A 24,072-nucleotide genomic window follows, 5' to 3' on the forward strand; every position below is an offset into this window, starting at 1 on the left:
CACGTCAGGCTCGAATAACGGAGGCCGGCCATGAGCCAGAACCAGAACTACCTCGCCGTGATCAAGGTCGTCGGCGTCGGCGGTGGCGGCGTCAACGCCGTCAACCGCATGATCGAGCTCGGGCTCCGAGGAGTCGAGTTCATCGCCGTCAACACCGATGCGCAGGCGCTGCTCATGAGCGACGCCGACATCAAGCTCGACGTCGGACGCGAGCTCACCCGCGGACTCGGCGCCGGTGCCGACCCCGAAGTCGGCCGACGCGCCGCCGAGGACCACGCCGAAGAGATCGAGCAGGCGCTCACCGGCGCCGACATGGTCTTCGTCACGGCCGGGGAGGGCGGTGGAACGGGCACCGGTGGCGCCCCCGTCGTCGCACGCATCGCCAAGTCGATCGGCGCCCTGACGATCGGTGTCGTCACCAAGCCGTTCTCGTTCGAAGGACGACGCCGCCAGAGCCAGGCGGAGACCGGCGTCGCAAAGCTCAAGGAAGAGGTCGACACCCTCATCGTGGTGCCCAACGACCGGCTCCTCGAGATCAGCGACCGCGGCATCTCGATGATCGAGGCGTTCGCCACGGCCGACCAGGTGCTGCTCGCCGGTGTGCAGGGCATCACCGACCTCATCACCACGCCGGGTCTGATCAACCTCGACTTCGCCGATGTGAAGTCCGTGATGCAGGGGGCCGGATCGGCCCTGATGGGCATCGGCTCGGCGCGCGGTGCCGACCGCGCCATCAAGGCCGCCGAGCTCGCCGTCGAATCGCCTCTGCTCGAGGCGTCCATCGAGGGAGCCCACGGCGTGCTGCTGTCGATCCAGGGTGGATCGAACCTCGGCATCTTCGAGATCCACGATGCCGCCGACCTCGTCAAGGAGGCGGCGCACCCCGAGGCGAACATCATCTTCGGAACGGTGATCGACGACACCCTCGGCGACGAGGTGCGCGTCACCGTGATCGCCGCCGGATTCGACGGCGGCGAGCCAGCCCCGCGTCTGGAGCCGATGATCGTCGAGCGCTCGGCGGCCGCCTCGCTGCCCGAGGTGCGGCTGGACGAGACCGAGGATGCCAAGGTCGAGGCGCCCAAGCCCGCGGCATCCGCTCCGGTCACGACCAGCCTCGAGCCGGCTTTCGCCGACGACGACATCGACGTCCCCGAGTTCCTGAAGTGAGCCTCGCAGCGCGGCTGTCGGCGATCGATGATCGCATCGCCGACGCCGCGCGCCAGGCGGGACGCGATCCCGGGGAGATCACCCGGATCGTCGTCACCAAGTTCCATCCGGCCTCGCTGGTGAGCGAGCTGCGTGCCCTCGGCGTGACCGACGTCGGCGAGAACAGGCAGCAGGAGCTCACCGCGAAGCGCGCCGCCGTCGAGGAGGCTGCGCAGCACGCCGGGGGATCCGACGGCCGGTCACCGCTGCGCTGGCACTTCATCGGGCAGGCGCAGACGAACAAGGCCGCCGCCATCCGCCGGGCATCCGACGTCGTGCACTCGGTCGATCGCGTGCGCCTCGCCGATGCGCTGCACCGCGCAGCCGACGGCGACGAGGTCTGCGACGTGCTCGTGCAGGTCAACCTCACGCGTGACGCCGGTCGGGGCGGCGCCGACATCGCCGAGGCGGAGCAGCTGGCCGAGCACGTGCTGGGGCTCGACTCCCTGCGCCTGCGCGGGGTCATGGCGGTCGCGCCGCTGGACGAGGAGCCTGCTGCGGCCTTCGCTCGCCTGAGTGCGGTGGCCGACAGCATCCGACGTCTCGCGCCGAGCGCGACCTGGGTCTCGGCAGGCATGACCGGCGACTTCGTCGAGGCCATCCACGCGGGTGCGACACACCTGCGGATCGGCTCGGCAATCACAGGACCACGCCCCGCCCGGGGTTAGCCTTTCAACCAGACCAGCCCGCAAAGTTCGAACCGGAGGACACGATGGGTAACCCGCTGAAGAAGACCATGGTGTATCTCGGCCTCGCCGATGAGGAAGAGGTCTACGAGGAGGAAGTCGCTCAGGCTCCCGCCCGTGCCACCCGTGAGCGCGACCGCGAGCGTGAGCGTGAGGAGCCGGCACCGGCCCCCGTCACGCCGCTGCGCCGCCCCACCGCGGTGCGTCAGCCCGCCGCGGGCGCCGTCAACGAGATCCTCACGGTGCACCCGAAGCAGTACCGTGACGCGCAGATCATCGCCGAGAACTTCCGCGACGGCGTTCCGGTGATCATCAACCTGTCGCAGATGAGCGACGCGGATGCGCGCCGGCTTATCGACTTCGCCAGTGGCCTGTCGCTGGGGCTGTACGGCCGGATCGAGCGGGTGACGAGCAAGGTGTTCCTGCTCTCGCCCGAGAACATCGCGGTGTCCGGTGAGGGCGGCATCGCGCAGGCGGAATCCGCCTCGTTCGACTCCTGATCCGTGGCGACCGTTCTCGGCATCGTCGGCGGCATCGTCAACCTGGTGCTGACGCTGTATGTGCTCGTGCTGATCGCACGGCTCGTCCTCGAGTACATCCCGCTGTTCAACCGTCAGTGGCGCCCGAAGGGTGCGGGGCTGGTCGCCGCCGAACTCGTCTTCACCGTCACCGACCCTCCGATCCGCTTCTTCCGCAAACTGGTGCCCCCGCTGCGCATCGGCACCATCGCGCTCGACTTCGGGTTCACGCTGACGATGATCTCCGTGCTCATCCTGATGGCGATCGTGCGCGCGCTGACCTGAACGAAACCTGGTCCGGCGACATCGCGCCGCTCAGGCTGGGGGACTATGCTTGGCGCCTAGACGCGCTCCAGGCATGTCTGAACAGAATCACCCCGCCGGCCCTCGCGACTGGCAACAGAACTCATCGAAAGAGGAGCCACCCATGGCACTGACCCCGGATGATGTCGTCCACAAGGAGTTCCAGCACGTCCGCTTCAAGGACGGCTTCGACCCGGAAGAGGTCGATGACTATCTCGACGAGATCGTCGTTGAGTGGCGCAAGACCATCGAGGAGAACAACGACCTGAAGGCCAAGCTGGCCGCCTTCGAGTCGGGTGCCGCAGCTCCCGCCCCCGCAGCTCCTGCCGCCGCTCCGATCGCGCCGGAGACCGCCGGTGCATCGGCGACGGGCACCTCCGCGGGAATCATCGAGCTCGCCCAGCGCCTGCACGACGAGCACATCGCCGAGGGCGAGGCCAAGCGCCGCCAGCTCATCACCGAGGCCGAGACCGAGGTGCAGCGCATCCGCACCGACGCGCAGGCGAAGCAGCGCGAGGAGACCGCCCGCCTCGAGCGCGAGCGCAACACCCTCGAGGGACGCATCACCGAGCTCCGCGAGTTCGAGCGCGACTACCGCAGCAAGCTGCGCACGATGATCGAGGGCCAGCTGCGTGATCTCGACCAGCGCTCGGCCAGCGATTCGACGCCTGTCTCCGCCATCGGCCTGTAGGTCACTCTTGGCAGGACGTCGTCCCCTACGTCGGTCGGCGGCCGGTGCGATCGTCGCGATTCTCGCGATCGTCGTACTGGCCGCCGATCAGTTTGTGAAGTACCTCACGGTGCAGAACCTCCCCATGGGGGAGCGCGTTCCCGTGATCGGCGAGTTCCTCGAGCTCATCTATGTGCGCAACCCCGGCGCCGCGTTCTCGCTCGGCAGGGACCACACCTGGATCTTCACCATCGCCCTTGCGGTCGTCGCGGGCATCATCGTCTGGAAGGCGTTCGGTCTGCAGTCCCGGCTGTGGGCGGTGGTTCTGGGGCTGCTGCTCGGCGGAGTGCTCGGCAACCTGACCGATCGGCTGTTCCGCGCGCCGGGATTCCCGGTGGGTGAGGTCGTCGATATGATCTCGATGCCGTGGATGATGCCGGCGATCTTCAACGTGGCCGACATCTTCATCGTCTGCGGCATGATCACCGTCGCGCTGCTCGTCGTGCTCGGATTGCGTTTCGATGGCACACGCGAGCGTGACCACGAGCGCGCAGCCGCCGCCGCGAAGGCCGAGAAGACTGAGTCCGAGACGCCGACCGTCGCAGACGGATCCGCGTCCCCGGCATCCGAGAGCTGACCGTGCAGTCGCGCAGTCTGCCCGTCCCCGACGGGCTCGAGGGCGCTCGTGTCGACGCCGCCCTCGCGAAGATGCTCGGATTCTCGCGAACGTTCGCGGCCGAGGTCGCCGAGGCCGGGGGCGTGACGCTCGACGGATCACCGGTGGGCAAGTCCGACCGGCTGCACGCGGGCGGCTGGCTGGAGGTCAGCTGGACGCCGAAGGAGGAGCCGCGCATCGTGCCGATCGCGGTGCCCGAGCTGGGGATCGTGCATGACGATGACGACATCGTCGTGGTCGACAAGCCGACGGGAGTCGCCGCGCACCCCTCACTCGGCTGGGAGGGTCCCACGGTCGTCGGCGCGCTGGCGGCCGCGGGATTCCGGATCGCGACCAGCGGCGCCCCCGAGCGTCAGGGCGTCGTGCACCGGCTCGATGTCGGCACGAGCGGCCTCATGGTGGTCGCCAAGACGGAGACCGCCTATACGGCGCTCAAGCGCGCGTTCAAGGAGCGCACGGTGGAGAAGATCTATCACGCCGTGGTGCAGGGGCATCCCGATCCCCTCGCCGGCACGATCGACGCGCCCATCGGCCGGCATCCGAACCATCAGTGGAAGTTCGCCGTCGTGACCGACGGCAAGCCCTCGGTCACCCACTACGAGACGCTGGAGGCGTTTCCCGGCGCATCCCTGCTCGAGATCCACCTCGAGACAGGCCGCACGCATCAGATCCGCGTGCACATGGCCGCGCATCGGCATCCCTGCGTGGGCGACCCGCTGTACGGCGCGGACCCGACGCTGTCGGCGCGACTGGGGCTCACCAGGCAGTGGCTCCACGCGCACCAGCTGGCCTTCACGCACCCTGCGTCGGGGGAGTGGGTGCAGTTCGCGTCGCCGTACCCCGACGACTTCCAGCATGCGCTGAAGGTGCTCGACCCGGGTCGATGAGAGGCGGGCGTCAAGTCGCGACGGGGTTCCGCATGTCGGATGCCGGTGGCAGACTCGCCCCATGAACATGGCCGTGCGCCCGGCCACCGCGTTCGACGACGTCGCGACGCTGGTGGGACCGAAGAAGCCCGGGTCGAATGTGTGCTTCTGCCTGAGCTACCGGACCGCGAGCACCGAGAACCAGGCGCTGCGCGGCGAGGCGAGGGCGCAGCGCGTGCGCGAGCTGTGCGAACACGACCCGGCGCCGGGCATCATCGCCTACCGCGATGACGAGCCGGTCGGCTGGGCGGCCGTGCATCCGCGCCGCGACACGAGTTTCGCGCGGAACAGGCTCATCCCTCACGTCGACGACCTCGACGTCTGGTCGCTGTGGTGCTTCCGGGTGCGGCCGGGTCATCGCAAGCAGGGCATCATGCACACGCTGATCGACGGTGCGATCGAGCACGCACGCCGCAGCGGCGCGCCCGCCATCGAGGGGTACCCGGTCGACAACGCGGGCGAGAAGGTCGATCTGACGATGGCGTACGTCGGCACGCGTGCGCTGTTCGAGACCGCCGGCTTCGAGATCGCCGCCGAGACGGGATCGGTGTTGAACGGCTTTCCGCGCGTGCTGATGCGCCTCGACCTGCGGTGAGAGCGGTCGTCGGTCAGCGCTTGACGCGGCCGCCGCGGAAGTGCGCGGGGTCGTCCTCCGCCATCGCGAGGGCGATCTTGCGCACGTGGGCGTCGTCGACGTCGCCCATCGCCGCGAGATCGTAGAATCCCACCTCGGTGAGCTCGCCGTCGGCGGGATGCGGTTCGCCGGACACCCACGAGCAGCGGAACACGATGTCGAGGTAATCGACCTGGTCGCCGTTCACGTAGGTGACCCGCGGCAGCTGCTGCACGAGGGCGAGGCGATCGACGGAGACGACGATCCCGGCCTCCTCCAGGCACTCCCTCGCGGCGGCATCCGCCGGCTCCTCACCGGGCTCGACGATGCCGGCGATCGTCTGCCAGGCGCCGTTGTCGGCGCGCTTTCCCAGCAGCACCTTCTCGTCGCGGAAGACCACAGCGGTCGCACCGATCAGAGGGAGGGGGTCGTGGCCGATGCGCTTGCGCAGCGACAGGACGAAGTCAGGGGTTGCCATGGGCTTCAGCGTATCCGCGGCGTCCGAGAACCCGCCCCCGGAGACGTGCTGTCAGACGTCGCGGGTAGGCTCGATGCATGGCATCCGACTCCTTCGTGCATCTGCATGTCCACAGCGAATACTCGATGCTGGACGGGGCCGCGAAGCTCGCGTCGATGACCCAGGCCGCCGCCGACTACGGCATGCCGGCGATCGCCGTCACCGACCACGGCAACACCTTCGCGGCGTTCGAGTTCTACAACGCCGCGAAGTCCGCCGGGGTCAAGCCGATCATCGGCCTGGAGGCGTACGTCACCCCCGGCACACACCGCTCCGACAAGTCGAGGGTGGCGTGGGGATCACCCGATCAGAAGAGCGACGACGTCTCCGGATCCGGTGCCTACACGCACACCACGCTGTGGGCCGAGAACACCGCCGGCATGCACAACCTGTTCCGGCTCAGCTCGCTCTCCAGCATCGAGGGCTACTACTTCAAGCCGCGCATGGACCGCGAGCTGCTGCAGACCTATGGCAAAGGCCTGATCGCGACGACCGGATGTCCCTCCGGCGAGATCCAGACGCGGCTGCGTCTGGGGCAGTACGACGCGGCCCGCGCGGCCGCCGCCGAGTTCCAGGACATCTACGGCAAGGACAACTACTTCGTCGAGATCATGGATCACGGACTCGACATCGAGCGCCGGGTCATCACGGATCTGCTCCGCATCTCGAAGGATCTGAACATCCCGCTGGTCGCGACGAACGACTCGCACTACACCCATCAGCACGAGGCGGATGCCCATGAGGCGCTGCTGTGCGTGCAGTCCGGCTCGACGATGGACGACCCGAACCGGTTCAAGTTCAACGGCGACGGCTACTACGTGAAGACGGCGCAGGAGATGCGCCAGATGTTCCGGGATCACCCCGAGGCCTGCGACAACACGCTGCTGATCGCCGAGCGCTGCAACGTCGAGTTCGACACCTCGGCCAACTACATGCCGCGCTTTCCCGTGCCCGACGGCGAGACCGAGGACAGCTGGCTCGTCAAGGAGGTCGAGAAGGGCCTGCACTACCGCTACCCGAACGGCATTCCCGACAAGGTGCGCAAGCAGGCGGAGTACGAGGTCGGCATCATCCTGCAGATGGGCTTCCCCGGATACTTCCTGGTGGTCGCCGACTTCATCAACTGGGCCAAGGACAACGGCATCCGCGTCGGCCCAGGGCGTGGGTCCGGAGCGGGCTCCATGGTCGCGTACGCCATGAAGATCACCGACCTCGACCCCCTCGAGCACGGCCTCATCTTCGAGCGCTTCCTCAACCCCGATCGTGTGTCGATGCCCGACTTCGACGTCGACTTCGACGACCGCCGCCGCGGCGAGGTGATCGAGTACGTCACCGAGAAGTACGGCTCCGAGCGCGTGGCGCAGATCGTGACCTACGGCACGATCAAGTCGAAGCAGGCTCTAAAGGACGCCGGGCGCGTGCTCGGCTTCCCGTTCAGCATGGGCGACCGGCTGACCAAGGCGATGCCGCCGGCCGTGATGGGCAAGGACATGCCCCTCAGCGGCATGTACGACAGCGACCACCCGCGGTACAAGGAGGCCAGCGAGTTCCGGGCGCTGATCGACACCGATCCCGAGGCGAAGACCGTGTTCGACCGGGCTCTCGGCCTCGAGGGCCTGAAGCGCCAGTGGGGCGTGCACGCCGCGGGTGTGATCATGTCGTCCGAGCCGCTGATCGACATCATCCCGATCATGAAACGTGAGCAGGACGGCCAGATCGTCACGCAGTTCGACTACCCGTCGTGCGAGTCGCTCGGTCTGATCAAGATGGACTTCCTCGGGCTGCGCAACCTCACGATCATCTCCGACGCGCTCGACAACATCCGCACCAACCGCGGCGAGGAGCTCGACCTGGAGCACCTCGAACTCGATGACCGGGGGGTGTACGATCTGCTCGCGCGCGGCGACACCCTCGGCGTGTTCCAGCTCGACAGCCCGCCGCTGCGCTCACTGATGCGTCTGATGAAGCCCGACAACTTCGGCGACATCTCGGCTCTCATCGCCCTGTACCGTCCCGGCCCGATGGGCGCGAACTCGCACACGAACTACGCGCTGCGCAAGAACGGGCAGCAGCCGATCACGCCCATCCACGCCGAGCTGGAAGAGCCGCTGGCCGAGATCCTCGAGGAGTCGTACGGTCTGATCATCTACCAGGAGCAGGTGATGGCCATCGCGCAGAAGGTCGCCGGCTTCAGCCTCGGACAGGCCGACATCCTGCGTCGCGCGATGGGCAAGAAGAAGAAGTCCGAGCTCGACAAGCAGTACGAGGGCTTCTCGGGAGGCATGAAGGAGCGCGGCTACGGCGAGGGCGCCATCAAGGCGCTGTGGGACATCCTGCTGCCCTTCTCCGACTACGCGTTCAACAAAGCGCACTCCGCCGCCTACGGCCTCGTCTCGTACTGGACCGCGTACCTGAAGGCGCACTACCCCGCCGAGTACATGGCCGCGCTGCTGACCAGCGTCGGCGACTCCAAGGACAAGATGGCGCTCTACCTGAACGAGTGTCGCCGCATGGGCATCCGCGTCCTGCCGCCGGATGTGTCGGAGTCGATCAACTTCTTCGCCGCCGTGGGGGAGGACATCCGCTTCGGCCTGGGCGCCGTCCGCAACGTCGGCGGCAATGTCGTCGACGGCATCGTCGCCGCGCGGAACGAAGGGCCGTACGCCTCGTTCCATGACTTCCTGGACCGGGTCCCGCTGCACGTCGCGAACAAGCGCACCGTCGAGTCGCTGATCAAGGCCGGAGCGTTCGACTCGATGGGCGATACGCGTCGCGCCCTGATGGAGATCCACGAGGACGCCGTCGAAGCGGCCGTCGATCGCAAGCGCAACGAGGCCCAGGGGGCCATCGGGTTCGACTTCGACAGCCTCTACGACGGGATGGACGAAGCGCCGCCCGCGAAGGTGCCCGACCGCCCCGAGTGGATCAAGAAGGACAAGCTGGCCTTCGAGCGCGAGATGCTGGGTCTCTACGTCTCCGACCACCCGCTCGCCGGGCTCGAGGTGCCGCTGGCGAAGCACGCCTCGATCTCGATCAACGACCTGCTCACCTCGGAAGACCTGCAGGACGGCGACCAGGTGACCGTTGCCGGACTGGTCACGAGTGTTCAGCATCGGGTGGCCAAGGCCAGTGGCAACCCGTACGGCATGATCACCATCGAGGACTTCAACGGCGAGGTGACGGTCATGTTCATGGGCAAGACGTACACCGAGTTCCAGCACTCACTGCAGCAGGACGCGATCCTCGCCGTGCGCGGACGCGTGTCGCGACGTGACGACGGACTGAACCTGCACGCCCAGTCGACCTTCGCCCCCGACGTCGGCTCGTTCGACGCCGCAGGTCCGCTCGCACTGCTGGTCGCCGAGCAGCGCGCCACCGAGCGGGTGATGAACGATCTGGCCGACGTGCTGCGGCGCCACGCCGGCGCTACCGAGGTGCTGCTGCGCGTGCACCGCGGCGGCTCGGCGAAGGTGTTCGAAGTGCCCATGCCGGTGAAGGTCTCGGCGGATCTGTTCGGCGATCTGAAGTCGCTGCTGGGCCCGACCTGCCTCGGATGACCGGGTCCCTCCCGGGTTCCCTCGGGACAGGATCGGTAGGATCGGTTCTCGCGTGCGGACCGACCGCGATGAAAGGACTTGCTCGATGAGCTTCGACGACGCGAACACCTTCCCCGGCGACGAGACCCGTGACAGGGCACGGGCCGCGCGCCGTGACGAGGAGCGGCTCGACTGGCTGAGCGCCCCACCGCCGTCGCACGTCGCCCCGGCATCGCCACCCGCAGCGGTGCCCGACGACGGCGCGTCACCGGATGAAGGACCCACCGCCGACGACGTCGTGCTGTACGAAGACCAGGTGCAGCCCGAGACGGGCATCCTCGGCTTCACCCTGCGTGAGCTGGTGCTCGTCGGTGCGTGGCTGATCGCCTTCGTCGTCTCGTTCTTTCCGGTGGGGATCGCCGGCGGATCCATCTGGACCAACGGAATCGGCTGGATCCTCACGATCGGACTGCCGACCGCCGCCGTCTTCCTCGTGGTGCTGCGCCGGCTCTCGCCGGAGGGCATCCGACGGGTCGGCTCGCTCGGGATCGACCAGTTCGCCTCGGTCGCCGCCGCCGTCTCCGCCGTCGCCTGGGCTCAGCTGCTCTGGGCGCAGGTCGCCGTGACCATCGCCACCGGCATCTACGCGGTCGGCTGGGTCGTCATCGTCGCGCAGCTCGCGACCCTGGCGCTGGTCGCCGCCACCGTCGCGGCGCCCCTGATCCCGCGCCTGCGTGACGACTTCGAAGGCCGGATGGAGACGCTCGCGCACCGCAACGCGAACCCCGTGCGCCCGGTGATCGCCCGCCCGCGGCGCCCACGAGCGAGCGCCGTGCTCGACGGAGCCGGCACGACGGCATCCGACCAGCCGACGCCGACCGACGGCGCCGTCATCGCCGAGTTCTCCGCCGACGCCGTCGCAGGCGAAGCCGGCGCAGGTGACGCCGTCGCGCACGACGTGGTCGCAGACGACGCCGGCGCGCGCGTCACCGATCCCGCTGACACGGACGAGACGATCGTCCCGGCCCCGCACGAAGACACGACCGCGGATGTCCCCGAGAAGAACCACTACACCGATCCGGTGGGCGTGCTGCAGACCATCTTCGCCGATGGAGATGACGCCACTGCGCAGGTGCCGGTCGTCGCGGATGCCGACGGCGCGCAGCCGCAGCAGACCGCGACGGGCGAGCCCTTCTGGGCGCTGGCGATGACAGAGCGCGACGTGTTCGACGAGCAGGGCCAGGTGCTGTTCCGCATCGGGCCGCAGGCCTGGACGCTCGTCATCGAGGACCGGGGCGGCGCGTACGTCGTGCGACACGAGGACGGCCGGATCGGTTACCTCCACGACATCTCCGACATCACGAAGGGCTGAGCACGTGCGCACCATCGATCTTCGCGGGCAGACCCTGACGCCCGCCGACATGCTCGCCGCGGTCCCGCGCGCGACGCAGGCGCGGGCGGAGGCGCTCGCGACCGCCGCACGCATCGTCGACGACGTCCGCTCGGGCGGCGAGGCCGCCCTGCGTGACCAGGCCGAGCGCTTCGACCGGGTCACCGGACACGCGATCCGCGTACCCCGCGAGCACCTCGACGAGGCCGCGGCATCCGTCGATCCGGCCGTCCGGGCAGCACTCGAGACGGCGATCGGCCGCGTCCGACGGGCATCCGAGGCGCAGGTCCCCGCACCCCGCACCACCGAGATCGGAACCGGCGCGCGCATCACGCAGCGCTGGCAGCCGATCTCCCGTGCGGGCGTGTACATCCCCGGCGGCAAGGCACCGCTGGCATCTAGTGTCGTGATGAACGTGGTTCCCGCGCAGGTCGCCGGCGTCCGCTCCATCGCCCTCGCATCGCCCCCTCAGGCCGGCCACGACGGCCGCGTGCACCCGACGATCCTCGCCGCGGCCGCGCTGCTCGGCATCGACGAGGTCTACGCCATCGGCGGGGCCGGCGCGATCGGGGCGCTCGCCTACGGTGTCGCCCAGCTCGGACTCGATCCAGTGGACGTCGTGACCGGGCCAGGCAACAACTACGTCGCATCGGCCAAGCGCGCCGTCGCCGGCGTGGTCGGCACCGACTCCGAGGCCGGTGCGACCGAGATCCTCATCGTGGCCGATGCGGATGCCGACCCGCGGCTGGTCGCCGCGGATCTGATCAGTCAGGCCGAGCACGACGAGCAGGCCTCGGCCGTGCTGGTCACCGACGCCCCCCAGCTCGCCGAGCGCGTCGCCGCCGAGGTCGCCGCGCAGGCGGCTGTGACCCGGCACGTCGAGCGCGTGGCCACCGCGCTGTCGGGCCCGCAGTCGGCGATCGTGCTCGTCGACGACAGTGCGATGGCCGAGGCGTTCAGCAACGCCTACGCCCCCGAGCACCTCGAACTGCACCTGTCGGATGCCGTCGCCGCGGTCGAGCGCTTCACCAGCGCCGGTGCGGTGTTCGTCGGCGATCAGACCCCGGTCAGTCTCGGCGACTACATGGCGGGCAGCAACCACGTGCTGCCCACCGGCGGCCAGGCGCGCTACGCACCCGGTCTCGGCGCCTACACCTTCCTGCGCCCGCAGCAGGTGATCGAGTACGACAACGCCGCACTCGCCCAGGTGCGCGCGGGCGTGGTCGCCCTCGCCGAGGCGGAGCACCTGCCCGGTCACGGCGAGGCCGTCGAGGCGCGCTTCATCGGGCCGGGCGACGGCGAACAGGTACGCTGAGGGATCATGCACTGCCCGTTCTGTCGTCACCCGGACTCCCGCGTCATCGATTCGCGCACCAGCGACGACGGACTGTCGATCCGTCGCCGGCGGCAGTGCCCCGAGTGCGGTGGACGCTTCTCGACCACCGAGACCGCGAGCCTCGTCGTCGTCAAGCGCTCCGGAGTCGTCGAGCCGTTCAGTCGCGACAAGGTGATCTCGGGCGTGCGCAAGGCCTGCCAGGGGCGCCCCGTCACCGAGGCCGACCTCGCCGTGCTCGCGCAGCGCGTCGAAGAGGCCGTGCGCCAGACCGGAGTGTCACAGCTCGACACGAACGAGATCGGCCTGGCGATCCTGGGACCGCTGAGAGAGCTCGATGAGGTCGCCTATCTGCGCTTCGCCAGCGTGTATCAGGAGTTCGACTCGCTGGAGGACTTCGAGAGTGCGATCGGCGAGCTGCGCGCCGATCATGTCGCGTCGGATCCGGACTCCTCCGACCGGTAGCCTGGGCAGTGATGTACTCGCTGCTCTTCCGTCACGTCCTGACGCGCTTCGATCCGGAGTCCGCTCACCACGCCGCCATGGCGGTCATCCGCACGCTCGGCGCACGGCCGTTCTCGTGGGTCACCCGTGCCGTGACGGCGCCGGCTCCCGAGCAGCAGGTGCACGCACTCGGACTCACTTTCCCGTCGCCGTTCGGCGTCGCCGCCGGGTTCGACAAGAACGCGGTGGCGGTGCGCGGGCTGGATGCGCTCGGATTCGGTCACATCGAGATCGGCACGGTGACGGCCATCCCACAGGACGGGAACCCGAAGCCGAGGCTGTTCCGCCTCGTCGAGGACCGTGCCGTCATCAACCGGATGGGCTTCAACAACGCCGGAGCGGATGCCGCCGCGGGCCGGCTGCGCGCCCTGAGGCGCCGCAGGCCGAGGGCGGTCATCGGCGTCAACATCGGCAAGAGCCGGGTCCTCGCCGTCGAGGACGCGGTCGACGACTATGTCGCATCGGCGACGCTGCTGGCCCCGCTCGCGGACTATCTCGCGGTGAACGTCTCCTCGCCCAACACCCCCGGTCTGCGGGGTCTGCAGGCCGTCGAGACGCTCGCGCCGCTGCTGCGGGCAGTGCGTGCAGCAGCGGGGGCGACGCCGCTGCTTGTGAAGATCGCCCCTGACCTTCCCGACGAGGAGATCACCGCGATCTCGCGGATGGCGGTGGCCGAGGGGCTCGCAGGGATCATCGCCCACAACACGACGATCGCCCGTGATGGTCTGCGCACCGATCCCGCTGTCGTCGAAGACGCCGGGGCGGGCGGACTGTCGGGTGCACCGCTCAAGCAGCGCTCGCTCGAGGTGCTCTCGGTCGTCAGAGCCGCAGTGCCCGCGGACTTCTGCGTGATCGCCGTCGGGGGAGTGGAGACCGCGCACGACGTGCAGGAGCGGCTGGATGCCGGCGCGACCCTCGTGCAGGGATACACGGCCTTCCTCTACCGCGGCCCGCTGTGGGCCAGGCAGATCAACCGGGGGCTCCGCGCACTCTGAGCCCGCTCCGGGCGGGCTGTGCCCGCGCCGGGCGGCAGAGAGGCTCGGGGTCAGTCCGGGTACTGACCGCGCTTGACCTGCGGCTTCGGCAGGCGCATGAAGCGCATCTGCAGCGCACGCATCGCCGCGTACCAGCCGAGACCCTTCTCGCGACGGTCGGCACCGAACTTCGCGTCGATCTTGCGCTTGACGCGGAAGTTCAGCAGCACCATGTCGCCGATCGCGAGCAGCATGTATCCCCACAAGCCGACCATCGCGTAGATCTGCACGGCGGGGATCGGCACCAGGTTGAGCACGATCACGAGCACCATGGCGGCCATCAGCCACTCGGCGACGTGCCATCCGGCATCCACGTAATCGCGCACCCAGCGGCGCTGAGGTCCCTTGTCGCGTGCCGGAAGGTACTTGTCCTCGCCGTTCTCCATGCCGACCCTGGCGCGTTCGCGGCGGGCCTGCAGATCGGCCTTGGCGGCCGCGCGGGCCTCCTTGGTGTTGGCGACCAGCGGACGACGGTTCGCCGCCTCGCGCTCGGCGCGTGTCGGCGTCGCGCGACCCTTGCCCACGGCGGGCGTCTCGGGGGCGTCGTCGTTCGCTTCGGGGGTGGGCTTGGACACGTTCGACCTCAGTTCGGTTTCGGGATCACCTTAAGATTACTCGCATGACCACGTCCTCATCGTCGGACCTCTCCCCGTCCGAAGCCGCCGTCCTCGAATCGGTCGCCCTCGGCCTGCCCGCCGCGCTGTCGGATCTGGGTGCGCTCGTGCGCATCCCCGGCATCGCCTGGCCGGCCTTCGACCAGACGCAGCTGGAGCGCAGTGCGGATGCCGTCGCTCAGCTCGCCCGCGACACCGGCGTGTTCGATGACGTGCGAGTGCTGCGCGCGCACATCGACGACACCGACGAGCTCGGACAGCCCGCCGTGCTCGCCACTCGCGCGGCGCGCAACGGACGACCCACGATCCTGCTGTACGCGCACCACGATGTGCAGCCTCCGGGGGATGACGAACTGTGGGAGACGCCGCCGTTCGAGCCCACCGTGCGCGACGGCCGGATGTATGGCCGCGGTGCCGCCGACGACAAGGCCGGCATCATGGCGCACATCGCCGCGCTGCGCGCGGTCGGCGAGACACTCGGCGACGATCTCGATCTCGGGGTGTCGCTGTTCATCGAGGGGGAGGAGGAGTACGGCTCGCGCTCGTTCGCGCGGTTCCTGCGCGACAACGCGGATGCGCTGCGCGCGGATGCCATCGTCGTGGCCGACTCCGGCAACCTCGACTCGCACACCCCGGGTCTGACCGTCTCGCTGCGCGGGAATGCGCGGTTCACGCTCACGATCCGCACGCTCGAGCACGCCTCCCACTCGGGGATGTTCGGCGGTGCGGTGCCCGACGCGATGATGGCCGCGGTCACCCTGCTGTCCACACTCTGGGACGCCGACGGCGCGGTCGCGGTCGAGGGGATGACCGCCCGCAGCGGCGAGACGCCGCCGTATTCGGAAGAGACCCTGCGCGTCGAGACCGGACTGCTGGACGGCGTCTCGCCGGTCGGGCGCGACGACATCCTCGGCCGCATCTGGAACAGGCCCTCCGTCACCATCACCGGCATCGATGCGACCAGCGTGGCGCAGGCCTCGAACACCCTGCTGCCCGAGGTGAGCGTCGTCATCAGCGCGCGCGTCGCGCCCGGTCAGGCCGCCGCCGATGCGTACGCCGCTCTCGAGGCGCACCTGCGCGGCCACGCGCCGTTCGGTGCCGAGCTGACCTTCAGCGACGTCGATCTGGGCGACGGCTTCCTCGTCGACACATCCGGATGGGCGGTCGAGCTGACGCGCGACGCCATGGCGGACGGCTACGGCGAGGCCGCCGTCGACCTCGGCGTCGGCGGTTCGATCCCGTTCATCGCCGATCTCGTGCGGGAGTTCCCCGGTGCACAGATCCTGGTCACCGGGGTGGAGGATCCGCACTCGCGGGCGCACAGCCCGAACGAGTCGCTGCACCTCGACACCTTCCGCAACGCCGTGCGCACCGAGGCGCTGCTGCTCGCCAGGATGAACGCCCGCACGTCAGCATCCTGAAGCCGCCCGGCTCCGCCCGTCCCGCCCCGATCGGGGGTGGGCGGCGGTAGGATCGAGCGTGAGCAGCAGTCCGTGCTGCACGTTGCAAGGAGTTGAGATGAGCGACACCACACTGACCTCGGAGACCACCGCCGCACACGGCGTGTCCCTCACGTCCGCTGCCGCGCTGAAGGTGAAGAGCCTGCTCGAGCAGGAGGGCCGTGACGACCTGCGCCTGCGCGTGGCCGTGCAGCCCGGCGGATGCTCGGGACTGATCTACCAGCTGTACTTCGACGAGCGCTACCTCGAGGGCGACGAGACCGTCGACTTCGACGGCGTCGAGGTCATCATCGACAACATGAGCATCCCGTATCTCGACGGCGCGTCGATCGACTTCAAGGACACGATCTCCGAGCAGGGCTTCACCATCGACAATCCCCAGGCTGCGGGCAGTTGCGCCTGTGGTGACAGCTTCCACTGAGGCGCGCCAACCTGCGTGGTTGGCATGAATAGGGTGTGAGATTGCCCTAGACTTGAGTTTGCTCCTGTCCGAGATCTGAAAGGTGCATCGTGCCCTCGAAACGCCGCCTTCGTTGGGCCGCACTCCCGCTGGGAGTAGCGGCAGCTGTGGTCCTGGCGGGATGTACTCCCACCGAACTCCATGGGTTCCTCCCAGGCTTCGTCGCAGACGGCACGCCGGCAACGAACCAGACGGACCGCGTCGCCGGTCTCTGGGTCACGTCGTGGATCGTGCTTCTGATCGTCGGCCTGATCACCTGGGGGCTGATGGGCTGGGCGCTCGTCATGTACCGCCGCCGCAAGGGCCAGACCGGCCTGCCGGTGCAGCTGCGGTACAACATGCCGATCGAGATCCTCTACACGGTGATCCCGCTGATCCTCGTGCTCGCGATGTTCTTCTTCACGGCTCGCGACCAGACCGAGATCGAGACGCAGTGGGACGACCCCGACGTCGAGATCAGCGCGATCGCCAAGCAGTGGGCATGGGACTTCCAGTACGACGGCGAAGCGGAGGACAACTCCGACGCCGTGTGGACCATGGGTGTTCAGGCGCAGGCCGATGACAACGGTGACATCGACCGCGATTCGCTGCCGACCCTGGTTCTGCCCGTCGACAAGAAGGTCAAGATCGACCTGCAGTCGCGTGACGTCATCCACTCGTTCTGGATCATCGACTTCCTGTACAAGAAGGACATGTACATCGGGAAGGACAACTCCTGGTCGTTCATCCCGACGCGCGTCGGTGAGTTCGACGGCAAGTGCGCCGAGCTCTGCGGCGAGTACCACTCGATGATGCTCTTCAACGTGAAGGTCGTCGAGCAGGACGAGTACGACGCCTATCTCGAGTCTCTGCGCGAGAAGGGCAACACGGGCGACATCACCGACGCCTACGATCGACTCAGCAATCTCCCTGGCACCGGCGCAAGCACGGGCGCTGAGGAAGAGGAGTAAGCCATGACCACCACAGCTGAACCCACCACTGCGCAGGGTGCTCGCCCGAACACGCTGCCGCCGCGTCAGGCCGCACTTCTCTCCTCCACCCGCGTGGAGCAGAAGGGCAACATCGTCGTCAAGTGGCTGACGTCGACCGATCACAAGACGATCGGGTACATGTACCTGATCACCTCCGTGCTGTTCTTCCTGCTCGGTGGTGTGATGGCGCTGATCATCCGCGCCGAGCTGTTCGCTCCCGGCATGCAGATCGTGCCGACCAAGGAGCAGTACAACCAGCTGTTCACGATGCACGGCACGATCATGCTGCTGATGTTCGCGACGCCGCTGTTCGCCGGCTTCGCCAACGCGATCCTGCCGCTGCAGATCGGAGCACCAGACGTCGCGTTCCCGCGCCTGAACGCCTTCGCGTTCTGGCTGTTCAGCTTCGGCTCGATCATGGCCGTGGCCGGCTTCCTCACCCCGCAGGGTGCCGCCTCGTTCGGCTGGTTCGCCTACCAGCCGCTGGCGAATGCCTCGTTCTCGCCGGGAGCCGGCGGAAACCTGTGGATGCTGGGATTGGGCATGTCCGGTTTCGGCACGATCCTCGGTGCGGTGAACTTCATCACCACGATCATCACCATGCGCGCGCCGGGCATGACGATGTGGCGCATGCCGATCTTCTCGTGGAACACGCTGATCACCAGTCTCCTGATCCTGATGGCGTTCCCTGTGCTGGCGGCGGCGATCTTCGCCGCTGCGGCCGACCGCGTGCTCGGCTCGCACATCTACGACGTCGCGAACGGCGGCGTGCTGCTGTGGCAGCACCTGTTCTGGTTCTTCGGTCACCCCGAGGTGTACATCATCGCGCTGCCGTTCTTCGGCATCGTCTCTGAGATCTTCCCGGTCTTCAGTCGCAAGCCGATCTTCGGCTACAAGACGCTCGTCTACGCGACCATCGCCATCGCGGCGCTCTCGGTCTCGGTGTGGGCGCACCACATGTACGTCACCGGTGGTGTGCTGCTGCCGTTCTTCTCGCTGATGACCATGCTGATCGCCGTGCCGACCGGCGTGAAGATCTTCAACTGGATCGGAACCATGTGGCGCGGCTCGATCACCTTCGAGACCCCGATGGTCTTCGCCCTCGGCTTCCTCGTGTCGTTCGTGTTCGGCGGTCTGACCGGTGTGATCCTCGCGGCGCCGCCGCTGGACTTCCAGCTCAGCGATTCGTACTTCGTCGTCGCCCACTTCCACTACGTGGTGTTCGGCACCGTGGTGTTCGCGATGTTCGCCGGCTTCTACTTCTGGTGGCCGAAGTGGACCGGTCGCATGCTCAACGAGCGTCTGGGCTACATCCACTTCTGGATGCTGTTCATCGGCTTCCACATGACCTTCCTCATCCAGCACTGGCTTGGAGTCGACGGCATGCCGCGTCGTTACGCCGACTACTCGACGTACGACAACTGGGAGTGGGGCAACCAGGTCTCCACGATCGGTGCCGTCATCCTCGGCGCATCCATGCTGCCGTTCTTCCTGAACGTGTGGATCACGGCGCGCAAGGCACCGAAGGTCACCGTCGACGACCCGTGGGGCTACGGCGCATCGCTCGAGTGGGCGACGTCCTGCCCGCCGCCGCGTCACAACTTCACGTCGATCCCGCGCATCCGCAGCGAGCGCCCGGCGTTCGACCTGAATCACCCCGAGGCCGCCGAGCACCCGGTGGCAGCGCCAGCCGGCGCCGCAGCTGGAGAGGCCAAGTAAGACATGCGCAGCAACGTCATCCTCTGGTGGATCATCGCGGTCTTCTTCGTGATCGCAGCGGCCGTCTACACGGTGTGGAGCCTTGTGGATCCCTTCCACGGCTACGTCGAGTGGGTCGGCACGATCGCCCTGCTGTTCGTCGCCTTCATGGGCGGAATGATCGCCGTCTACCTGCGCAAGACGCACCGCGCTCAGGGCGGCGAGCTGCCCGAGGACGTTCTGACCGCCGACATCGACGACGGTGACCCCGAGCTCGGCGAGTTCGCGCCGTGGTCATGGTGGCCGCTGGTGCTCGCCGGATCGGCGACGGTGTTCCTCACCGGTCTTGCGGTGGGTCAGTTCCTGCTGCCGATCGGCCTCGCGCTGTTCGTCGTCGCCATCGTCGGCTGGGTGTACGAGTACTACCGCGGCAACTTCGCCCGCTGATCTGAGTTCCGAGAGGGCCTCCTGGATGCGTCCAGGAGGCCCTCTGCGTTCGTGAGCGGTGGGGAGGAGAAGTTCACGGGTTCCCGGGGGTCAGAAGCCGGGAAATCCTCCTTCTCAGGCGTGGCTGCGGATGCGGGGCACTCCGGTGAGCGGGTCGATGGGACGTCGGTGGATGCCATCGCGATCCTCGATCGGGTAGCCCTCGCGCACCCAGTACTCGAATCCGCCGATGAGTTCCCGCACCGAGTATCCGAGCTTTGCGAACTCGAGAGCGCCCTTCGCGCCGGCGTTGCAGCCCGGACTCCAGCAGTAGACGACGACCTCGGCGCCCGCCGGGATCTCTTTCGGTGCGCGCTCGGCGATCTCGCGGTAGTGCATATGGACCGCACCACGGATGCGTCCCTGCGCCCACGCCTCATCGGTGCGCACGTCGACGACGGTGATCTGTTCTCCGGCCTTCTGCGCGGCGTACAGGTCGCTTCCATCGGTCTCATAGGTCAGCTTGGCTGCGTAGAAGTCCTGGCGACTGATCATGATCCGAGGCTACTCCGCGCGCTTGCGGTGTTCGCGAATGTGTCGTCGTGTCATTCATGGTGTCCACCAGTCGCAGGCCGCGGTCGCCCTCCTGGTGCGAGATCGCCGCGCCGCGCGGCGTGGCAGCGACAACCCGCGACGACGCGTGAGGGCCCCGTCCGAAATGGACGGGGCCCTCACGCGTGGGGGAGCGGCGGTGTTATTCGCCGTCCTCCGACTTCTTCCTGCGAGGCTTTTTCACCGGGTCAGTGGCGATGACCGAACTCGGTGTGTTGGGCGTCTCGCCGATCGAGGTGTCGGCGGGAGCGATCTGGTCCTCGGAGGTGACACCGGCACGGGCGTGCGCACCGGCGATCTCCTCGGCCTCGATCTCTTCGTTGTGCGCCAGCGTGTGCTGCTGGTGCGCGTCGGCCTCGGCGATCTCCGCCTGCGTGAGCGGCTGCAGACGGTCCTCGTAGAACCAGCGTGAGAGCGAGGAACGCAGGTTCTGCGTCCACGGGATGCGACCCTTGGCGTTCGGGCGCACGACGAGCGGCTCGTAGACCTCGTAGTCGATCAGCTTCCATCGGTCGTACACGTCGACGGGCTGGTGCACCTCGACGTACTCGCCACCGGGCAGACGGACGATGCGACCGGACTCATAGCCGTGCAGCACGATCTCGCGATCCTTCTTCTGCAGCGCGATGCAGATGCGCTTGGTGATGAAGTACCCGAGCACCGGACCGACGAACAGCAGCGCCTGGAGCGTGTGGATGACACCCTCCATCGTGAGCATGAAGTGCGTGGCGATGAGGTCGGACGAGGCCGCAGCCCACATGACCGCGTAGAAGATGACACCGGCGGCGCCGATAGCGGTGCGGGTCGGGGCGTTGCGGGGACGGTCGGCGATGTGGTGCTCGCGCTTGTCACCGGTGATCCACGCCTCGAGGAACGGGTAGATCGCGACGACGACGATGAACAGACCCAGCACGGCGACCGGGATGAGGATCCCGAACGACCACGTGCGGTCGAGGAACACGACGTCCAGATGCGGGGGAGCAAGGCGAAGGGCACCGTCGGCGAATCCGATGTACCAGTCGGGCTGCGTTCCGGCCGAGATGGGGGACGGGTCGTACGGTCCGTACTCCCAGAACGGCAGGATCTGGAAGAACGACGCGATCAGCACGATCACACCGAAGACGATGAAGAAGAAGCCACCCATCTTCGACATGTACACCGGCATCATCGGGTAGCCGACGACGTTGTCGTTGGTGCGGCCGGGGCCGGCGAACTGCGTGTGCTTGTTGATCACCATCAGCATCAGGTGGACCACCAGCAGCCCGATGAGGATCAGCGGAAGCAGCAGGATGTGCAGCGTGTACAGGCGTCCGACGATGTCGTTCCCGGGGAACTCTCCGCCGAAGAGCAGGAACGAGGTCCAGGTGCCGATCAGCGGGATGCCCTTGATCATGCCGTCGATGATGCGGAGGCCGTTGCCCGAGAGCAGGTCGTCGGGGAGCGAGTAGCCCGTGAAGCCCTCCGCGAGCGCGAGGATGAACAGCACGTAGCCGATCACCCAGTTGAGCTCGCGGGGCTTGCGGAATGCACCGGTGAAGAACACGCGGAGCATGTGGATGCCGATGCCGGCGATGAACACCAGCGCCGCCCAGTGGTGGATCTGGCGGACCAGAAGACCACCGCGGACGTCCCACGAGATGCGCAGGGCCGACTCGAACGCGGCTGACATCTCCACACCGCGCATCGGCGCGTAGGCACCGGTGTAGTGGGTGGGGACCATCGAGGCCTGGAAGAAGAACGTGAGGAAGGTCCCCGACAGGAACACCGCCACGAAGCTCCACAGTGCGATCTCACCGAGCATGAACGACCAGTGGTCGGGGAAGATCTTGCGTCCGAGTTCCTTGACGAAGCCGGAGAGGCTGGTGCGCTCGTCGATGTAGTTCGCGGTCGCGCCTAGGAAGCGTCCGCCGAGCGGCTTCTGCTGCTTGGTGTCCTCTTTAAGAGTTGCGGTGCTCAATGACGCTCCCAGAAGCTCGGGCCGACGGGTTCGGTGAAGTCGCTCTTCGCGATGAGGTAGCCCTCATCGTCGACGGCGATGGGCAGCTGCGGCAGCGGTCGCGCGGCCGGTCCGAAGATGACCTTGGCGTGCTCGGTGACGTCGAACTGCGACTGGTGGCAGGGGCACAGCAGGTGGTGCGTCTGCTGCTCGTACAGGGCCACCGGGCATCCGACGTGGGTGCAGACCTTGGAGTACGCGACGATGCCGTCGTACGACCAGTCCTTGCGGTCCTCGTCCTCGATCAGCTGCTCGGGGCGCAGGCGCATCAGCAGGACGATCGCCTTGGCCTTCTCCTCGAGGTAGCCGTCGCTGTGGCCGAGCTCCTTGAGGGGCTCGGGGATGACGTGGAACGCCGAGCCGACGGTGACGTCGGCGGCGCGGATCGGCGTGCCCTCGGGGTCTCGGGCCAGACGCATGCCGGTGTCCCACATCGTGTGGCTGAGCAGCTGGACGGGCTCGCCGGCGATGGGGTTCTCCGGCGTGTTGTGCGGTGCGAGTCCGCGGAACAGGGTGATGCCGGGGACGACCGAGGCGACGACGGCGACGATCAGCGAGTTGCGGATCATCTTGCGGCGACCGAAGCCGGAGTCCTGGTCGGCTTCGGCGAACGCCGCGTTCGCCGCTGCGCGAGTGCTGTCGCGGCCGCGGGTGGGGTGGCGGTGCTCGATGTACTCCTTGTCGGACATCAGGGCCTTCGACCAGTGGATCGCGCCGATGCCGAGCGCCAGCAGTGCGAACGCGATGCCGATGCCGATGTACATGTTGTTCTGGCGGATGTCGATCGGCATGCCGCTCTCGATCGGGAACAGCATGTAGGCGGCGACGGCCCAGATGCTGCCCGCGAGCGACAGGTAGAAGAGCGTGTAGACCGTGCGCTCCGCCGTCTTCTCGATGCGCGGATCCTTGTCGGTCATCCGCTCACGGTGTGGTGGCAGTCCCGGGTTCTCCGCAGGATCGCTGACTGCGACGCCCAGCCCCGGTGAGGGCTGGTAGGCCCTGTCCAGAGCCTGCGTGTCGTCGTCGTTTGCCATGGTGCTCCTCGTACGTAACTCTTCGATGAAAGTGCGTCAGTTGGATTTCGCCGTGATCCACACGGTGAGGGCGACGAGTGCGCCGATGCCGAAGATCCAGATGAACAGGCCCTCTGAGACCGGGCCCAGCGAGCCGAGCGTGAAGCCGCCGATCGGCACCGTCTCCTGCTGCCAGACGAGTGCGGCGATGATGTCGCGCTTGTCCTCGGTGCTGAGGTTCATGTCGCCGAAGACGGGCATGTTCTGCGGGCCGGTGACCATGGCGGCGTAGATGTGCAGGGCGCTGGTCGAGGTGAGGGCCGGGGCGTACTTGCCCTCGGTCAGGGCGCCACCTGCGGCGGCGACGTTGTGGCACATCGCGCAGTTGATGCGGAACAGCTCTGCACCGTTTGCGATGTCGACCTCGTCCTTGGCGTTCTCGGGGTTCGTCTTGCCGGCCGTCACCCAGTCCTCGGGGTAGCCGGGCCCAGGGGCGACGGACTGCACGTAGGCGGCCATGGCGCGGATCTGCGCATCGGTGAACTGCACGGGCTTCTGCGGCGCCTGCGGTCCCTGCATCTGCAGCGGCATGCGACCGGTCGCGAGCTGGAACTCGACCGACAGCTCGCCGACGCCGATCAGGCTCGGACCCTCGTCGGTGCCCTCGAGGTTCAGACCGTGGCACGTGGCGCAGTTCGCGGTGAACAGCTTCTGCCCGTCCTCGACGGTGAGCTCAGTCGACGCCGCGGTCTGCGCGTCGGAGGTGGATGCCATCGCCGCCGACGCACCGGCGTACACGCCGCCGGTGAGCAGCAGGCCGGCCCCGATCAGGGCAGCTGCGGCGAGGGGACTGCGGCGACCGCGCGAGCGGTGCTTCTTCTCTCGTGCCATTTCGAAAAATCGCTCCGCT

24 protein-coding genes are annotated in these 24,072 nt (G+C 67.8%); 18 read left to right on the forward strand and 6 right to left on the reverse strand.

What is annotated here, in order from left to right; translation table 11 throughout:
* Nucleotides 1-30: 30 nt before the first annotated feature.
* The 8 genes from ftsZ (at nucleotide 31) to WDU99_RS00535 (ending at nucleotide 5,580) form a co-directional block, all read left to right on the forward strand.
* The gene (gene ftsZ / locus WDU99_RS00500; RefSeq protein WP_337330476.1) at nucleotides 31-1,167 is read left to right on the forward strand and encodes a cell division protein FtsZ; all 1,137 of its coding nucleotides are present in this window, start codon (nucleotides 31-33) and stop codon (nucleotides 1,165-1,167) included.
* A complete protein-coding gene (locus WDU99_RS00505; protein WP_337330477.1) occupies nucleotides 1,164-1,874 on the forward strand; it encodes a YggS family pyridoxal phosphate-dependent enzyme in 711 nt (236 codons plus the stop codon). The genes ftsZ and WDU99_RS00505 overlap by 4 nt, the downstream gene beginning before the upstream one ends.
* A 44-nt stretch (nucleotides 1,875-1,918) precedes the next feature.
* Entirely contained in the window at nucleotides 1,919-2,392 is a 474-nt protein-coding gene (locus WDU99_RS00510) for a cell division protein SepF (protein WP_337330478.1), read from the forward strand.
* Nucleotides 2,393-2,395: 3 nt separating this feature from the next.
* Nucleotides 2,396-2,695: a YggT family protein gene (locus tag WDU99_RS00515; RefSeq protein WP_337330479.1), complete on the forward strand. Its 300-nt coding sequence runs from the start codon at nucleotides 2,396-2,398 to the stop codon at nucleotides 2,693-2,695.
* 142 nt (nucleotides 2,696-2,837) lie between these two features.
* Complete coding sequence (locus WDU99_RS00520) at nucleotides 2,838-3,404, forward strand: DivIVA domain-containing protein (RefSeq protein ID WP_337330480.1); 567 nt, start codon at nucleotides 2,838-2,840, stop codon at nucleotides 3,402-3,404.
* 7 nt (nucleotides 3,405-3,411) lie between these two features.
* Nucleotides 3,412-4,020 (forward strand): signal peptidase II, encoded by a 609-nt coding sequence (lspA, locus tag WDU99_RS00525; RefSeq protein WP_337330481.1) that lies wholly within the window; start codon nucleotides 3,412-3,414, stop codon nucleotides 4,018-4,020.
* A gap of 2 nt (nucleotides 4,021-4,022) precedes the next feature.
* Nucleotides 4,023-4,946 carry an RluA family pseudouridine synthase gene (locus WDU99_RS00530; protein ID WP_337330482.1) on the forward strand — a complete coding sequence of 308 codons (924 nt, stop codon included), beginning with the start codon at nucleotides 4,023-4,025 and terminating at the stop codon, nucleotides 4,944-4,946.
* A 61-nt stretch (nucleotides 4,947-5,007) separates the two neighbouring features.
* Nucleotides 5,008-5,580 carry a GNAT family N-acetyltransferase gene (locus WDU99_RS00535; protein WP_337330483.1) on the forward strand — a complete coding sequence of 191 codons (573 nt, stop codon included), beginning with the start codon at nucleotides 5,008-5,010 and terminating at the stop codon, nucleotides 5,578-5,580.
* A gap of 13 nt (nucleotides 5,581-5,593) precedes the next feature.
* Here WDU99_RS00535 and WDU99_RS00540 read toward each other — a convergent pair whose 3' ends face one another.
* A complete protein-coding gene (locus tag WDU99_RS00540; protein WP_337330484.1) occupies nucleotides 5,594-6,076 on the reverse strand; it encodes an NUDIX hydrolase in 483 nt (160 codons plus the stop codon).
* A 77-nt stretch (nucleotides 6,077-6,153) separates the two neighbouring features.
* Here WDU99_RS00540 and dnaE point away from each other — a divergent pair, with 77 nt between their 5' ends.
* From dnaE to WDU99_RS00565, 5 genes are all read left to right on the forward strand, one after another.
* Nucleotides 6,154-9,672, forward strand: coding sequence for a DNA polymerase III subunit alpha (gene dnaE / locus WDU99_RS00545; protein WP_337330485.1), 3,519 nt, complete (start codon nucleotides 6,154-6,156; stop codon nucleotides 9,670-9,672).
* Nucleotides 9,673-9,757: 85 nt separating this feature from the next.
* The gene (locus WDU99_RS00550; protein WP_337330486.1) at nucleotides 9,758-11,023 is read left to right on the forward strand and encodes a hypothetical protein; all 1,266 of its coding nucleotides are present in this window, start codon (nucleotides 9,758-9,760) and stop codon (nucleotides 11,021-11,023) included.
* Nucleotides 11,024-11,027: 4 nt separating this feature from the next.
* Nucleotides 11,028-12,356, forward strand: a complete 1,329-nt coding sequence (gene hisD / locus WDU99_RS00555; RefSeq protein WP_337330487.1) for a histidinol dehydrogenase — start codon at nucleotides 11,028-11,030, stop codon at nucleotides 12,354-12,356.
* Between the two features lie 6 nt (nucleotides 12,357-12,362).
* Nucleotides 12,363-12,839: a transcriptional regulator NrdR gene (nrdR, locus tag WDU99_RS00560; protein WP_337330488.1), complete on the forward strand. Its 477-nt coding sequence runs from the start codon at nucleotides 12,363-12,365 to the stop codon at nucleotides 12,837-12,839.
* Nucleotides 12,840-12,850: 11 nt separating this feature from the next.
* Nucleotides 12,851-13,873, forward strand: a complete 1,023-nt coding sequence (locus WDU99_RS00565; RefSeq protein ID WP_337330489.1) for a quinone-dependent dihydroorotate dehydrogenase — start codon at nucleotides 12,851-12,853, stop codon at nucleotides 13,871-13,873.
* A gap of 50 nt (nucleotides 13,874-13,923) precedes the next feature.
* Here the strand turns inward: WDU99_RS00565 and WDU99_RS00570 are convergent, their stop codons facing one another.
* Complete coding sequence (locus WDU99_RS00570) at nucleotides 13,924-14,487, reverse strand: DUF3043 domain-containing protein (protein ID WP_337330490.1); 564 nt, start codon at nucleotides 14,485-14,487, stop codon at nucleotides 13,924-13,926.
* 44 nt (nucleotides 14,488-14,531) lie between these two features.
* On the opposite strand from WDU99_RS00570, the gene WDU99_RS00575 reads away from it, so the two are divergent.
* The 5 genes from WDU99_RS00575 (at nucleotide 14,532) to WDU99_RS00595 (ending at nucleotide 19,562) form a co-directional block, all read left to right on the forward strand.
* The gene (locus WDU99_RS00575; RefSeq protein ID WP_337330491.1) at nucleotides 14,532-15,947 is read left to right on the forward strand and encodes a dipeptidase; all 1,416 of its coding nucleotides are present in this window, start codon (nucleotides 14,532-14,534) and stop codon (nucleotides 15,945-15,947) included.
* A 97-nt stretch (nucleotides 15,948-16,044) separates the two neighbouring features.
* Nucleotides 16,045-16,407, forward strand: a complete 363-nt coding sequence (locus tag WDU99_RS00580; protein ID WP_337330492.1) for a HesB/IscA family protein — start codon at nucleotides 16,045-16,047, stop codon at nucleotides 16,405-16,407.
* 89 nt (nucleotides 16,408-16,496) lie between these two features.
* A complete protein-coding gene (gene ctaC, locus WDU99_RS00585) occupies nucleotides 16,497-17,396 on the forward strand; it encodes an aa3-type cytochrome oxidase subunit II (RefSeq protein ID WP_337330493.1) in 900 nt (299 codons plus the stop codon).
* 3 nt (nucleotides 17,397-17,399) lie between these two features.
* Nucleotides 17,400-19,136, forward strand: a complete 1,737-nt coding sequence (gene ctaD, locus WDU99_RS00590) for an aa3-type cytochrome oxidase subunit I (protein ID WP_337330494.1) — start codon at nucleotides 17,400-17,402, stop codon at nucleotides 19,134-19,136.
* Nucleotides 19,137-19,139: 3 nt separating this feature from the next.
* The gene (locus tag WDU99_RS00595) at nucleotides 19,140-19,562 is read left to right on the forward strand and encodes a cytochrome c oxidase subunit 4 (RefSeq protein WP_337330495.1); all 423 of its coding nucleotides are present in this window, start codon (nucleotides 19,140-19,142) and stop codon (nucleotides 19,560-19,562) included.
* A gap of 114 nt (nucleotides 19,563-19,676) precedes the next feature.
* Here WDU99_RS00595 and WDU99_RS00600 read toward each other — a convergent pair whose 3' ends face one another.
* The 4 genes from WDU99_RS00600 to qcrC form a co-directional block, all read right to left on the reverse strand.
* Entirely contained in the window at nucleotides 19,677-20,096 is a 420-nt protein-coding gene (locus tag WDU99_RS00600; protein ID WP_337330496.1) for a rhodanese-like domain-containing protein, read from the reverse strand.
* 199 nt (nucleotides 20,097-20,295) lie between these two features.
* Nucleotides 20,296-22,110 (reverse strand): cytochrome bc1 complex cytochrome b subunit, encoded by a 1,815-nt coding sequence (qcrB, locus tag WDU99_RS00605; RefSeq protein WP_337330497.1) that lies wholly within the window; start codon nucleotides 22,108-22,110, stop codon nucleotides 20,296-20,298.
* Nucleotides 22,107-23,183: a cytochrome bc1 complex Rieske iron-sulfur subunit gene (gene qcrA, locus WDU99_RS00610; protein WP_337330498.1), complete on the reverse strand. Its 1,077-nt coding sequence runs from the start codon at nucleotides 23,181-23,183 to the stop codon at nucleotides 22,107-22,109. The genes qcrB and qcrA overlap by 4 nt, the downstream gene beginning before the upstream one ends.
* A gap of 36 nt (nucleotides 23,184-23,219) precedes the next feature.
* Nucleotides 23,220-24,053: a cytochrome bc1 complex diheme cytochrome c subunit gene (gene qcrC, locus WDU99_RS00615; RefSeq protein WP_337330499.1), complete on the reverse strand. Its 834-nt coding sequence runs from the start codon at nucleotides 24,051-24,053 to the stop codon at nucleotides 23,220-23,222.
* Nucleotides 24,054-24,072 lie beyond the last annotated feature (19 nt).

The sequence above is a fragment of the Microbacterium bandirmense genome (assembly GCF_037204185.1).
In the GTDB taxonomy this organism is placed as follows: Bacteria; Actinomycetota; Actinomycetes; order Actinomycetales; family Microbacteriaceae; genus Microbacterium; species Microbacterium bandirmense.